Origin of the sequence: Campylobacter concisus (genome assembly GCF_902460895.1) — a bacterium.
In the GTDB taxonomy this organism is placed as follows: domain Bacteria; phylum Campylobacterota; class Campylobacteria; order Campylobacterales; family Campylobacteraceae; genus Campylobacter_A; species Campylobacter_A concisus_BC.
Genome location: NZ_CABPVL010000002.1, coordinates 788,299 through 802,313 on the forward strand (window position 1 = coordinate 788,299; position 14,015 = coordinate 802,313).

The 14,015-nt window shown below is 40.2% G+C and carries 13 protein-coding genes; 2 read left to right on the plus strand and 11 right to left on the minus strand.

Annotated elements, in window-relative coordinates:
- Positions 1-207: 207 nt before the first annotated feature.
- The 4 genes from F3G98_RS05110 to F3G98_RS05125 form a co-directional block, all read right to left on the minus strand.
- The gene (locus tag F3G98_RS05110; RefSeq protein ID WP_258030943.1) at positions 208-2,325 is read right to left on the minus strand and encodes an RNA degradosome polyphosphate kinase; all 2,118 of its coding nucleotides are present in this window, start codon (positions 2,323-2,325) and stop codon (positions 208-210) included.
- Positions 2,326-2,488: 163 nt separating this feature from the next.
- Positions 2,489-3,073 carry an NUDIX domain-containing protein gene (locus tag F3G98_RS05115; RefSeq protein WP_103646640.1) on the minus strand — a complete coding sequence of 195 codons (585 nt, stop codon included), beginning with the start codon at positions 3,071-3,073 and terminating at the stop codon, positions 2,489-2,491.
- On the minus strand, positions 3,058-4,425 hold the full coding sequence (gene mgtE / locus F3G98_RS05120; RefSeq protein ID WP_009293917.1) for a magnesium transporter: 1,368 nt from the start codon (positions 4,423-4,425) through the stop codon (positions 3,058-3,060). The genes F3G98_RS05115 and mgtE overlap by 16 nt, the downstream gene beginning before the upstream one ends.
- Before the next feature lie 9 nt (positions 4,426-4,434).
- Positions 4,435-5,604 carry a peptidoglycan DD-metalloendopeptidase family protein gene (locus F3G98_RS05125; RefSeq protein ID WP_103608181.1) on the minus strand — a complete coding sequence of 390 codons (1,170 nt, stop codon included), beginning with the start codon at positions 5,602-5,604 and terminating at the stop codon, positions 4,435-4,437.
- A 114-nt stretch (positions 5,605-5,718) separates the two neighbouring features.
- On the opposite strand from F3G98_RS05125, the gene F3G98_RS05130 reads away from it, so the two are divergent.
- Both F3G98_RS05130 and F3G98_RS05135 read left to right on the plus strand, forming a co-directional pair.
- A complete protein-coding gene (locus tag F3G98_RS05130; RefSeq protein WP_002942758.1) occupies positions 5,719-6,441 on the plus strand; it encodes a plasminogen-binding N-terminal domain-containing protein in 723 nt (240 codons plus the stop codon).
- Between the two features lie 3 nt (positions 6,442-6,444).
- Positions 6,445-7,266, plus strand: coding sequence for a YihY family inner membrane protein (locus F3G98_RS05135; protein ID WP_035169920.1), 822 nt, complete (start codon positions 6,445-6,447; stop codon positions 7,264-7,266).
- 74 nt (positions 7,267-7,340) lie between these two features.
- On the opposite strand, the gene F3G98_RS05140 is transcribed toward F3G98_RS05135, so the two are convergent.
- From F3G98_RS05140 to F3G98_RS05170, 7 genes are all read right to left on the minus strand, one after another.
- Positions 7,341-8,366, minus strand: a complete 1,026-nt coding sequence (locus tag F3G98_RS05140; protein ID WP_103608180.1) for a hypothetical protein — start codon at positions 8,364-8,366, stop codon at positions 7,341-7,343.
- The gene (locus F3G98_RS05145; protein ID WP_103608179.1) at positions 8,353-9,069 is read right to left on the minus strand and encodes a metallophosphoesterase; all 717 of its coding nucleotides are present in this window, start codon (positions 9,067-9,069) and stop codon (positions 8,353-8,355) included. Before F3G98_RS05145 ends, F3G98_RS05140 begins: the two co-directional genes overlap by 14 nt.
- A 127-nt stretch (positions 9,070-9,196) precedes the next feature.
- A complete protein-coding gene (locus F3G98_RS05150; protein WP_149725832.1) occupies positions 9,197-10,672 on the minus strand; it encodes an aldehyde dehydrogenase family protein in 1,476 nt (491 codons plus the stop codon).
- A gap of 128 nt (positions 10,673-10,800) precedes the next feature.
- Positions 10,801-11,970, minus strand: a complete 1,170-nt coding sequence (locus tag F3G98_RS05155) for a sensor histidine kinase (protein WP_103608177.1) — start codon at positions 11,968-11,970, stop codon at positions 10,801-10,803.
- A complete protein-coding gene (locus F3G98_RS05160) occupies positions 11,963-12,625 on the minus strand; it encodes a response regulator transcription factor (protein ID WP_002940533.1) in 663 nt (220 codons plus the stop codon). Before F3G98_RS05160 ends, F3G98_RS05155 begins: the two co-directional genes overlap by 8 nt.
- Positions 12,626-12,634: 9 nt before the next feature.
- The gene (locus F3G98_RS05165) at positions 12,635-12,943 is read right to left on the minus strand and encodes a pyruvate kinase (RefSeq protein ID WP_103586635.1); all 309 of its coding nucleotides are present in this window, start codon (positions 12,941-12,943) and stop codon (positions 12,635-12,637) included.
- A gap of 63 nt (positions 12,944-13,006) precedes the next feature.
- Positions 13,007-13,912 (minus strand): AEC family transporter, encoded by a 906-nt coding sequence (locus tag F3G98_RS05170; RefSeq protein WP_149704070.1) that lies wholly within the window; start codon positions 13,910-13,912, stop codon positions 13,007-13,009.
- Positions 13,913-14,015 lie beyond the last annotated feature (103 nt).

Sequence of the window (14,015 nt, forward strand, 5' to 3'; positions counted from 1 at the left end):
ATGTAATATTTAAAATATAAAATTCGATAATTAATTATGAAATTTTATGAGTAATTTATATATAAAAATTATTATGCGATAAAAGTTAGCATTTTAGAGGCTTATAATGTAAATTTAAAGTATATGAAATTTTAGAAATTTGGATTTAAGATTTAGGATTTATAGTAAAAATGGCTTTTAAACTTAAATTTAAAAGCCATTTATCTTTTAGCTCTCTTTTAAAAGCTTGCTTGCAAGCATATCTGCTTTTGCTTTGTCGGTGTCTTTCTTGACGGATTTATAAATTTTAGAGATATAGTTTTCTAAAACTTCGTGGCAAGAGATCACTTTTTCGCCCTCTCGTCTAGCTACTTTCGTGTATTCGCCGTTATTTTGTAACTCAAATGCTAGGTCATTATCACTTAGCTGAAGCTCTAAAATTTCAAGTAGCCTTTCTTGAAGTCTTGGTTCAAAGATAGGCGTCATGAGCTCCAAGCGGCGCTCTAAATTTCGTGGCATCCAGTCAGCGCTTGAGATGTAAATTTTTGGATCAGCGTGTTTAAAATATAAAATTCTAGCATGCTCTAAGTATTTGCCAATGATCGAGCGAACTCTTATGTTTTCGCTTTTGCCTTTTACGCCTGGCCTTAGTCCGCATACACCGCGAACGATGAGATCGATCTTCACGCCTGCGTTTGAGGCGCGGCTAAGCTCGTTTATCACGTCTTCATCTATTAGTGCGTTCATCTTAGCGATGATCCTGCCTTCGCTACCTTTGCTAGCCTCCACTCTTATCTTTTCGATGATGCGCTCTTTTATCTGAAAGGGCGACATACTAAGGGCGTTTAGACGGCGGTTTTTGTTATATCCTGATAGGATGTGAAAAAATGAGGTCGTATCTTGGCTAAATTCCTCTTTGCTGGTAAATAGGCTCACGTCAGTGTAAATTTTGGCTGAGCTGCCATTGTAGTTGCCAGTGCCAAAGTGCATGTAAAATTTAAGTTTATCGCCGATCTGGCGGATCACTTGGCTAACTTTCGCATGGACTTTAAATCCTGTGATGCCATATATCACGTGTGCGCCAGCATCTTCAAGCGCCTTTGCCCAGTGCAAGTTATTTTCTTCATCAAACCTAGCTTTTAGCTCGACCATCACGGTTACTTGCTTGCCGTCGCTTGCGGCGTCTATTAGACTTTGAATGATCGGCGAATTTTTATCGACCCTGTAAAGCGTCATGCGTATAGAGATCACCTTTGGGTCTTTGCTGGCCTCCTTTATAAAGCTAACGACTGGATCAAAGCTCTCAAATGGATGAACTAGCAGCACGTCCTCTTTGTCTATGGCGTCAAAAATCGAGACGCCGTTACCAAATGGAGGCAGGGTTTTTGGGGCGTAGGGTGGGTTTGCTAGGTGGCTAAAATTTTTACTCCCAGCTATCTCCCAAAGAGAGCTAAGTGTGAGCGGGATGCTTGAAAAGTAGATATCTTTGTGAAAAATTTTCATATGAAAATTTAAAAACTCTAAGATATCAGCGTCAGCGTCTTTGTCTATCTGCATACGCACAAAAGCCCCTTTTCTACGAAGCTTTAGCCCTTGCTCAAGTATCATCATAAAGTCATCCGCCTCTTCTTCTTCGATGACAATATCAGCATTTCTTGTCACTCTAAAGGCAGCTGAGCTAATGAGCTTATATCCTGGGAAAATTTCTTCTGCGTGGCGGTGCACGATCGTCTCTATTGGCACGAAGACGTTATTGCTTGGCTGGGTAAATCTTGGCAAAACTCTTGAAATTCTTATCATGCCATATTTTAAAATTTCAGGATGCTCGATGTCAGCAAGCTTTACAGCAAGTGAGAAGCTAAGGTTGTTTAGGTGCGGAAATGGATGTGTCGCATCAACAGCGATAGGCACGATGACTGGCAGGATGTTTGAGAAAAAGTATTCGTCGCATTTTTGCTTTAAGCTATCATCAAGCTCGTCGTAGTTTTTGATAAAAAGACCCTCTTTGCTAAGCGCATCCACGGTGCTTTTGTAGTGGCTTTCAACTAAATTTTGCTCATCTTGAAGATATTTTCTGATCTCACGTAGCTGATCAAGCGGGCTCATGCCGTCGCTGCTACTTGTCGTCACACCAGCTGCAAAAAGCTGCTTTAGACCAGCAACTCTGATCATGTAAAACTCATCTAAATTTGTCATATAGATCGCTAAAAATTTTAGCTTTTCAAGTAAAGGTATATCCTTTTCACACTGAGCGAGCACCCTTGAGTTAAAGCGTAGCCAGCTTAATTCGCGGTTGATAAAAAGAGTTTCGTTTTCGCTCATCATTTTCTCCTTATGATTTTTGATTATTTTATGATATGTGCGGTTATAAAGTTCTTATTTTGTTAAAAATTTAGTTACAATAGTGCAAATTTTAAACGTAAAGGTTTTTTATGTCGGATTACATTATATTAGTTGGCATTTTTGTTGTGGCGGTTGTTGTCTTTGCGCTTATCAAAAAGGTCTCTTTTTAGCCTTTAAATTTCTCCCACCACAAGTAGGCAAAGATGAGCCCAAAGCCCTTGACCTTACTCTCGTCAAAGGCAAATTTCATCATATCTTCTCGTTTTATAAAGACTAGCTCGATATCTTCGCCGTCAATGCCACCACCTGCATTTACCTTCATGCTATCATTTATCTTTGCGTAAAACATCGTTTGCATGTTGCCACCAAAGCCAAAAGCGCCATAAGTCATCGTGATGCGCTCCATCTCTTTTAGCTCATATCCGACCTCTTCGACTACCTCTTCTCTAGCGGTTTGTTCTTCGCTTATACCCTTATCCATAAGCCCTGCGCAAAGCTCATAGGTAAAGCCTTGCTCGCTTGTTTTGATGCCTTCTTTTTCTTGCGAGTACCAAACGGCTGGGCGAAACTGCTTGACAAACAAAAATGCATCTTTTTGCTCGTGATATAAAAATATACTAACGCTATTCATCACCTTGACGCAGTCCCAGTCCCTTTGCAAGCCATTTTGTTTAAATTTCATCTTAAATGGCTTTAGGTATTTTGACTCACCAAGAGGTAAAATTTCTAAATTTGTTATAGTAGTATCCATTTTGCAAGTCCTAAAAAGCTAAAAAATCCTATCGCATCAGTAAATGTGGTAAGAATGACTGCCGAGCCAACGGCAGGATCGATGTTAAAGCGCCTTAGCGTCAAAGGTATGATCGTGCCAAAAAAGCCAGCAAAGAATAAATTTGTAACCATACTAAGGCCAATTACCACGCCAAGCATGCCTTTGTCAAACCAAACAGCGGCGATTACGCCCATGATAGCGCCAAAGATGAGGCCATTTACGAGTGAGATCGTCACCTCACGCTTTAAAACGCTCTTTGCATCTTTAAATTCTATCTCGCCAAGTGCCAAACGACGAACCGTAACGGCAAGTGCTTGCGTGCCAGTGTTGCCGCCCATTGAAGCAACTATTGGCATAAGCACGGCAAGTGCGACGTAAGCTGCGATCGTCTCATCAAAAAGTCCGATGATAGATGAGCTAAAAAGTGCTGTTAGTAAATTTATGCCAAGCCAAACCGCACGGCCACGACCCGCTTTAAATAGCGTATCATCCTCTTCTGACTCGTCATCAACGCCAGCTAGGTTATAAATTTGCTCTGTTGCGCTCTCTTGGATGTAGTCGTGGATATCATCATATGTGATACGACCTAGCAAAATTCCAGTGCTACTTGTAACTGCGATAACGTTTAGATCGTACTCTTGAAACATATCAGCGACATCTTGCATGAGATCCATATCGTTTGCCATGTGAGGCTTGTAGTGGTCGATCTGGGTTGATTCGATATTTTGTTTTAGCGTCTTTGTGAAGTCAAAAAGGATGAGATCTTCAAGCGGGATGGCGTATTGCAAGACGCTATTTTTATCGATGATGAAAAGCTGTGAGACATTTTCTAGTTTTCCTTCTTGCTTCTCTTGTCTTAGTCTTGCAACTGCGCTGCCAAGCTTCTCTTCAAGATGAGCTGAAAATAGCTCTGTTTGCATGTGCGCACCAGCTCTATCCTCATCATAGCTTCTAAGTCTTAAAATTTCGTTTTGATTTTCTTTATCTAGCTCGTTAAAAAGCTCTCTAGCCTTGTCCTCATCGATATCCTCGATGTATTGTAGTAGGTCGGTAGCATCGTCACTCTCTAGCTCTTCAAGCGCTTCTACGATCTTTTCAGCTGGGAGCGTGTCGATCACGTCTTTTAGCATGTGATCAGGTAACTCTATCGCCACGTCACCCAAAATTTCAGGATCTAGCTTTTCAAGATACTTGGCAAAAAGCTCCTCGTCATGCTTTTTAAGTGTTTTTAGGTGCTGGGCTAGCTCGTATGCAGAGAGCTCGCCGTCTTCTAAATTTTCATCTAAGTGCTGATCTATCAGCTCTTTTGCTTCTTCTAGTTCTTGGCTCAAGTTTTACCTTTAAAAATCTATTACGTTAGGGAAAAATTCCACCTTGTGATACTCTTTGTCGTTGCTTAGAGCCTGTTTTATCAGTTCATCATTTCTATTTATGACTGCTTTAAATTTAGCAGACTCTTTTTTATCTTCTATATTTTTTACGACCTTGATGGCGCTTTCTGGATTGATCGGTTTGCCACCTAGATAGAGGCCAAAGTGTAGGTGAGGACCAGTGCTCATACCGCTTGTGCCAACATATGCTATTAGCGTGCCTTGTTTTACTTTAAGACCGCTTCTTATGCCCTTTGCAAAGCCGTTTAGGTGCGCGTAAAGCGTCTCGTAGCCGCCAGCGTGAGAGATGATGACAGTTCTGCCATAACCGCTCTTTTGCCCGACAAATTTGACCGTGCCGTCGCCTGCAGCCTTGATCGGTGTGCCTTTTGGAGCACCGTAATCAACTCCAAGGTGCGCTCTATATCTTTGAAGGATCGGATGCCATCTTTTTAGAGTGAAATTTGATGTGATTCTTGCGTTTGCAAGAGGGCGAACGAGCAAAAATTTATCGTTTTTCTTGCCGTTTTTATCATAAAATTTATCTTCAAATTTATACATCACGTAGCGTTTGTTTTTAGTCTCTATCATCGCTGCGTAAATTTCAGGTGTGCCAAAAGAGTGTCCCATGCGTAGTTTTTGGTTATAAACGATAGCGATCGTATCACCTTTGTTTATCTTTTTAAAATCGATCCCGCTGCCGCTAAAAACCTCTTTAAAGCCAAGTGCTAGCGTGCCAGAGCCAGTGTAGTCAAAGATATCTTCAGAGACTGATTTATCGACTTTTAGGGCTAAAACTTTATCTTCGCTTTGGTATAAGATCGGGATAAACTCAAGCTGAAATTTACCATTGTCATCTCTATAAATATGTATCTGAAGCTCGTCACTAACGGGGATGAGAGCTTGTTTAACCTCGCCGTTATCGTCTTTGTAAATTTGATATTTTGTGCCAGCGATGATTTCTTCTGTTAGCTCTTGATCTTCGCTTGCTAGGTTGTAGTAAAGTGAAAGTGGAATTTTATTTGTTTCAAGAAAATTTAAAAAGCTGCTGCCATTTGGCCAACTAAGCTCATCAACAGTTGGTTTTATGGCATATAAATTTATACATAATATTGCAAAAATCACAAATATACGAGGCATCGATATCCTTTTAAAAAGCTGGATGGGATTTTAACTAAAACTTGCTTTAATTTTGCAAAAGATAAAGCATTTTAGGCTATAATCGCTCTAAAAATTTAAACTTAGGAGATATTTTTGAAACGTATAATCGTGATTTTATCGCTGTTTTTTGGCTTTGCTTTTGGGGCTGATTTTTCTTTAAATGAGTATAGAACTCCTCTTATTAGCGTCGAGAGTGATGGCACAGCAACGATAGTTGATAGTCCTGAAATTTTGATCGGATCAAGCGGCGTCGTGCTTCACAAATTTGACACTGATAGCTCTATCATCGCAAGAGTGAGCGTTGTCTCTAAAAATGCCGGCTTTGCGAAGGTTAGATTTGAGGTGTTTGACCTACTTGAGCAAAAGGCTCTCCCACTCCCTGGCATCGCACCTGCAAGTGGCGATATAGTCGTGCTAAACTACCTTTATAACCGCTCACTAATCGTCGTGCCAAATAAAGAAATTTATGAAGAGGTTTTGGGTGCATTTCCTAATATGATATTTATCCATCCAGACCTTGTCGGAGCATACTTAAGCTACGAATACAAGCCAAATCCAAGCAGAGATGACTTTAGAAAGATGTGCGCTCAAAGTGCAGCTGGACTTATCTTTGTCGCGATGGATGGTAGAAGCGTTTTTGCTGATTGTCAAAGCTTTAAGGTGCTAAAAGAGTTTAAAACTGGCGAGGTTGAGTACTATCAACTACCATTTTATACAAGAGTTAGCGACATAGACACTGTATTTTGGAAGCTAAATAGCGAGCACATCAACAACTACGACGCTCACTACGAAAAACTTTTTGAAGAAGACAACTGATAAATGAGCCGTTTGTCCTTAAGCAAGAGCGATTTAAAGAGTGGTTTAAATTTGCTAGCTGCTCTTAAGGACAAAGAGCTCTTTCACTACGCAGCAAGCCTTAGTTTTCACACGATCTTATCGATCATACCGATACTTCTTATATCGTTTTCTATCTTTACAAAACTGCCTAGCTTTGAGGATTATTACGCCAAAATTCAAGACTTTGTCTTCTCAGCTCTTTTGCCAAGCAACCAAGAGATCATCTCAAACTACTTGCAAAATTTTCTCCAAAATAGCGGAAATTTGGGCATAGTTGGCTTTGTGGCGATGATATTTACTTCAGCTATGTTTTTTAGCGATTATGAATACGTAGTCTTAAAAGTGACAAGAGCTAGCAAGGCTAGGGGATTTTGGTCGGCACTTAGCTCGTACTGGACGCTTATCACACTTGCACCGCTCGGACTTGCTGGCAGTTTTTACCTCTCAAGCCTTGTGCAAGAGATGCTAAACTCGACTAAATTTACAAGCTGGATAAATTTCTTAAGCATCGTGCCATATCTCATCATCTGGGTGATATTTTGCATCACATATCTCATCTCTGTAAATGACGAGATAAAATTTAAAAGCGCATTTTTTAGCTCATTTGCTGCCTCGCTCGTTTGGTATCTTGGCAAGTCAGCCTTTGTCTATTACGTCCTTTATAATAAGACCTATCTAAGCGTCTATGGCTCGTTTTCAGCCGTACTTTTCTTCTTTGTCTGGATCTACATCTCGTGGATCATCTTTTTATATGGGCTTAAATTTTGCGCCTATCTCTCAAATAGCTCTAAATTTAAAGGATAAATTTATTGCCAGCTGGCATTTTTAAATTTACCAGCTAGCAGGATATGTAATATTTTACGTGAAATTTTATGTATTTAGCGTTTAAATTCGCAAATTTCTATCTTTATATCAAGCTCTTTGCTAAATTTGCTAACAGTCTTTTCAAGCTCGTCTTTATCAAAGCATATAAGATCAACATAAGAGTGCTTAGTGCCAGTCGCTGCGCCCATGCCCTCGCAAAAAGTGCTAGTTTCAAGCTCATCTTCTATCTTAGTTTTGCTATCAATGCCAAACTGCACGTCGCCGCCGTGATGCAGGGCTAAAAAGCAGAAATTTATACCAAGCTCGTAAGCTTCGTTATAGATATCGCTTTTGCCGTCATAGTATTCATTTAGCAGTGAGATTAGGCTTGTATATCCCATAAAAACATCATCTCTTAGCGCGTCTGAGCGGGGTTCGAGTTCGTAAAAGCTAAACTGCTTTAGCGGCTCGCTCGAGGCTTCTTTGCCAAATTTATCATCTATAAGATCAGCAAAGTCGGTAAGTGCGACGCCTTTTTCTCTTGGCTCATCTACGATCTCAAAGTCGCCAAGTGTGTTTATCATCGCCGTCTCGCCAACAACGTTGTCGCAAAGTATGAAAGCTAGCGTGTAGGCCTTGTTTTCATCTTCGCTTTTTAGCTTGCTTAAAGTTTCGTTATATAGGCACATATCCACGCTTTTTTCTTCAAAATTTGCATAGACCATGACCTCGTTTGCATCAACACTCACGCCATACATCTGTATAGTTGCTACTTCGCGTGGTGCACGTGGTTTGCCAAGCGTGCAAGTAAGTTTTGCTTCATACTCTTTTGGCATGCGTGATTTGATAAATTTAAGCCAAAAAAGCCTATATTTCATCCCTTCTGGGGTGAGTACTAGATCGATCTTATTATCAACAAGGCCTATCATAAAAGTTGGATCTACTAAACATAAATTTAGCGCCTCCTCAGTCATTTTACTCGCTGTTTCGTAGTTTTTATCCTCTAAATTACGCTTGATGGCGTCTAAATTTTTACCAAGCTCGCACCAAAATTTATCAACCCTGCTAGCAAAGCTAGAGCCCTTTTTAGAAAACCACATTTTTATCCTTTTTATTAAAATTTTCTACATTTCTTTGCGTATAAATTTTCATCGATGGAAACTCTAGCGCGCTTAGTTTATCAAAACCAACTTCGTTAAAAACGCAGCCTGTGTCGATATCTGCGCTATTTTTATAAAATTTTACCTCTCTTACTGGTGTGTGACCATAGACGTTAAAGATGCCACTAACTTGCATCTCGTCGCCTCTGCCTGAGAGCAGGTGCCTTTTAAACTCTTCGCTAGCATATTTGTCATTTCTTAGCTCCCACATATTGCCAACGGCTGAGTGAGAGACGACTAGATGCTCGCCATTTTGAGTTTTATAATCTTTAAATTCCAGATAAACTGGCCTACTTTCTAAAAAATCCACATGCCTTTGCTTAAACTCCACGCTTTGCCCAAGATATGATCTATATGTCGCTTCGCCGCCGTTTCCAAAAAACCAGCTCCTGTCAAATGGAACTTTGTTGTTTAGAAATTCAAATTTATTGCTAAGTAGCCTTCGCTCGTGATTTCCCATTACCATTTTATAGTCATTTTGCATGATAAGCTCGACCACGTCGCAGCTAAAAAGCCCACGATCTATCACGTCGCCAACAAAGCAAATTTGAGATTTTTCTTTGTTTGGAAACTGCTTGATAAGCTCTAAAAGCGTGTTAAAACAGCCGTGAACGTCGCCGATAATGTAAATTTGCTCGCTCAAATTTTCTCCTTTGGCACAAATTTTAGTCTATTAAACTTAAAAATAAAGATTGTTAATTGTTGATAAATTTAGAAAGAAATTTTATTTATGAAATTTAAAGAAGTAGGGGGGGCTAAACCCCCTAAAATCATTGTGCGTAAAAGCCGCTAACCTTGCCAGTTAGGTCTATCATGATGTTTTTCATCTGAGTGTAGTGCTCAAGGATGATCTTGTGTGTCTCACGGCCGATACCTGAGTTTTTATATCCGCCAAATGGGCTGCCTGCTGGGATTTGATTGTAAGTGTTGATCCAGACCCTGCCAGTCTCCATAGACCTTGCAACGCGAAGTGCTTTTGTGATGTCTTGCGTGAAAATTCCGCCACCAAGGCCGTATTCGCTGTTATTTACCATTTTGATAAGCTCGGCTTCATCTTTAAATTTGATGACAACGCCAACTGGTCCAAAAATTTCTTCTTGAGCCACTCTCATATCGTTTGTCACATCAACTAGCAGCGTTGGCTCGACAAATGCGCCCTTGTCGCAACCATTTGCGGTGTAGGCTTTGCCTCCGACTGCTACTTTTGCACCTTCTTTTTTGCCGATCTCGACGTAGTTTAAAATTTGCTCAGCTTGTTTTTTATTGATCTGAGAGCCCATTTGAGTGCTAGGATCGAGCGGATCGCCAACTTTTATAGTGCTAAATTTTTTAACCGCAGCCTCTATAAATTTCTCATAAAAGCTCTCTTCTACGAAAATTCTCGATCCCGCGCAGCAAACTTGACCTTGGTTAAACAAAATTCCAAGCTGAAGACCGTCAAGCGCCTTGTCTAAATTTGCGTCGCTAAAGAAGATATTTGCGCTCTTGCCACCAAGCTCCAGTGTAGCTGGGATGATACGGCGAGCCGCAGCTATGGCGATATCACGGCCGATCTCGGTTGAGCCAGTAAATGCTAGCTTGTCAAGGCCTGGGTGGTTTTTGATCCACTCGCCACTCTTGCTACCTCTGCCAGTTACTATGTTTATAAGCCCTTTTGGCAAAATTTTATCTATCAGCCTAAATAGCTCAAGCACGCTTAGGCTTGTCTCGCTTGAAGGCTTAAACACGCTCGCATCGCCAGCTGCGATCACTGGAGCTAGCTTCCAAGCTGCCATTAAAAATGGAAAATTCCAAGGCACGATCTGACCCACGACGCCTATTGGCTCACGTAAAACGATAGAGAGTTGCTTCTCGTCAAGCACGTTTGCGCTGCCTTCTTCGCCCATGATAACGCCAGCAAAGTACCTAAAATGCTCGGCTGCAAAAGGGATATCGACATTTAGCGTCTCACGGATTGGCTTGCCGTTGTCCATACTTTCAACTTTTGCTAAGTGCTCTTTGTGCTCGTCGATGATATCAGCGATCTTGTTTAGCAGCTTTGCGCGCTCGCTAACTGTGGTGTGTTTAAATTTCTTAAAAGCTTCACGTGCAGCGCGAACTGCGTCATTTACATCTTCTTCGGTAGCGTCAGCGATCTTTGCAAGATGCTCGCCGTTTGCTGGATTTTTGGCATCAAGTGTAGCGCCGTCTTTTGCGTCACGCCACTCACCATTTATAAAAAGCCCGTATTTTTCAAGTAGTTTCATACTTTTCTCCTTGATTAAGATTTTGTAAAAGGATTATAATATTAATAAAATTTATCAAAAATAAATTTTGGATATAAATTCTATTTTTTAATAAATTTTATTATTAAGAATAGGGCGGTGTTTTAAATTTAACTCTGCCAAGAGAGCGAAAACGTAGTCTTGCCATCAAGCTCGCTTTGGCATTTTACGGCGATGTCATTTTTCTTGCAGCACCCTTTTACTAAATTTAGCCCTATGCCAAAGCCGCCTTGATCTTCGTTAAATCTCGTATAGCGATCAAAAATTTTCATCTGCTGCTCTTTACTGATGCCACGCCCAGTGTTGCTTATGCTAAAGAAATTTGGCTCTAAAACGATGCTAACCTTTGAATTTGGCGCTGCATATTTGGAGGCGTTGCTTAAGAGATTATCTAAAATTTTACTCACATCTTCAAGGTCTGCGTTTATGAAGCTTGGTTTTAAGCTAGCCTCTATCTTAAGCCCGCGTTTGGCAAAAAATGGCGAGAAGTAGCTAAGTCTTTGTGTAGTTAGTAAATTTAGATCTATTAGCTCTTTTTTGCTTGGTTTATCTAGGTTGAAGCTTAGATGAACGAGCGCGTCATAGATGCTGCCTAGGCTCTTTGCAGCAAGGCTGATGTTGTTAAAACGCTTTAAATTTCGCTCATTTAGGTTGTTACGATCGGCCGTTTCTATGCTCATCGATATGACGCTTAGGGGCGTGTTTATCTCGTGAGTTGAGTCTTTTATGAAGTGATTTAGCGTATCTATCTTTTCATAAAGTGGCTTTAGACTCAGTTTTGCTAAGTAAAAGGCGATGAAGAGCAGGGCGAAAAGGAAAAAGAGCGCCTTTAGTGTGGTCGAAATTTGCAAGGATAAAATTTCGCCGTTGATATTTTTGCCAACTAGAAAGATGTCTGCGCGTGCGAGCTCGTCTGTGGCGTTGTCCTCCATATACTGGATCTTTTCAAAGATCGCTACCTTGCCGTCTATCAAATTTACATTTTTGCCTTTGTTGATATTTTTGCACTCAAAATCTTTATAAATTTTCTCACCATTCTCCAGCACGATACAAGCATGTACGCCCTTTTCGTTTGTGAGGCTTGAGACCGAGTCTAGGCCATTCATCCTGGCTTTCATATATATGCCCATCTTGATCTCTTTTAGGCTTTTTACCTCGTTTAAGATGAGTGCTTCTTTTTTATTTTGGTAGTCGTGTATAAAAAAATAGCTCAAAAATAGCACAGAGCTAACAAGATAGAGGGATAAAATTTTAAATAAAATTTGCGTCTTTTCAGACATAGATGTAGCCGTCTCCACGCTTGTTTAAAATGGCATCTTTGCCTAAAATTTGGCGTAAATTTTTGATATATACACGAAGGCTAAGCTCGCTTGGCTCCTCGTCAAATTTCCAAATTTTATTAAAAATTTCATCTTTGGTTAAAATTTTGCCCTTGTTTTGCAAAAATAGGGCGAGCAGGTCGCTCTCTTTGCTCGAGATATTTACATTTTCGCCGTTTTTACTTAGAGTTTTGCTCTGTGGGTGAAAGCAAAGATCATCTAAAATTTTGATATCTTCGCCGTTTTGGTGTGAGAAATTTCTTTTTATGAGAGCTTGCATGCGGATAAGTAGCTCTTTTAGCTCAAATGGCTTTTTTAGATAGTCATCGCAGCCGCTTTTGTAGCCTTTTTCAAGGTCGTCTATGGTGTTTAGCGAGGTGGTAAATATGCTAGGTGTTGTGACGCCAAGCTCACGTAGCGATGAAAGTAGGGAGAAGCCGTCGCCTTGCGGGAGTTTGACGTCTAGTATAAGTAGGTCAAAATTTCGCTCGTATGCAAGATCTAGTGCGTCTTTGGCATTGTTTGTAGTGGTGACATCGTAACCATTTTCGCCCAGATACTCGCTTATTAGATCAAGTAATGTTTCATCATCTTCAACAAGCAAAATTCTGACCATCAAGTGCCTTTACATGCCTTTTTTCATTTCGTCTTTCATGCCCATGTCGTCTTTTTTCATACCCATGTCATCTTTTTTCATTTCGTCTTTCATGCCCATGTCGTCTTTTTTCATACCCATGTCGTCTTTTTTCATTTCGTCTTTCATGCCCATGTCTTCTTTTTTAGCTTCGTGTTTTTTGACTACATGTTTTTTAGCACTGTCTTTTTTGACCATGCTCTCTTTGTTCATGTCGTCTTTTTTCATCGCTTCAGCTGCATTAGCAAAACTACCAAACATAAACATAGCACCAAGTGCAACTAAGATTAACTTTTTCATAAAGTCTCCTTTAAATTAAATTATGTTGCAATTGTAGTCACTTAGTGTGAAATAAGTGTGAATTTACGCAAATACAAAATAGATAACTGGTAACGTGATAAATGAAAAAAGTACACCAATGGCTACTGATGAGATGGCTAGTGAGCTATCAAGCCCAGCTTTTATGACCATCGCACTTGCAAGGGCTGATGTCGGCATCGCACATTGAAAGAGGCCAACGACCCAAGTTTTGCTCATCTGGATACCTGAGACTTTTAATATGATGAAAAATACGATAGCTGGCAAGATCATCTTGCACAAAAGCACGACGCTAACGCCTTTATATGAGCTTGTGATGCTACTAAAGTTAAGGCCAACACCGATCGCAAAAAGTGCCACTGGAGTGACGCTGCCTTCAAACATCCTAAGTGGCGCAAAGATAAAATCTGGAAGTGGGACTTCTTTTAAGACAAGACCCATAATGAGCGCGATAAATGGTGGAAATTTTAAAATTTTCATTGTATTTTGAAATAGCGAAACCTTCTCAGGTGCGGCAAAAGATAGGATGAGTGGTCCAAGGATCGAAAGTGGGATACCGGTGGCTATTTGATCGTAAAAGATGACCTCATTTACCATCTCGTCGCCAAAGAAGCCCTGAATGACAGGCATACCGACAAATAGGGTGTTACCAAAAAGGCTTAGCATGACCATACTGACGGTTGTTATTTTGGTAAATTTAAAAACCTTACCTATGACAAATGCCAAAGCAGCGCTAATGGCGGTTGAAGCAAAGCCGATTAAGATCGTATTTATAAGCGAGGCATCGACATTTACGTGGTAAATTTTGTCGAAAATTAGCGCAGGCATTGCAAAACAAAGGACAAAATCCACAAATGGGATCGAGTGCTTTTGCTCAACAATGCCGACTTTTTTAGCAAAAAAACCAGTTGCGATTATAAAAAATATTGCAAAAAGTGGTGTGAAATTCATAGCAGTCTCTTTTAAGTTTGGAATTTACAAAAAATTGATTATATGCCCCAAAAGATTAAATTACAATAAACTTTTTCAAAAATTTATTGTCTAGTTTGTGTTT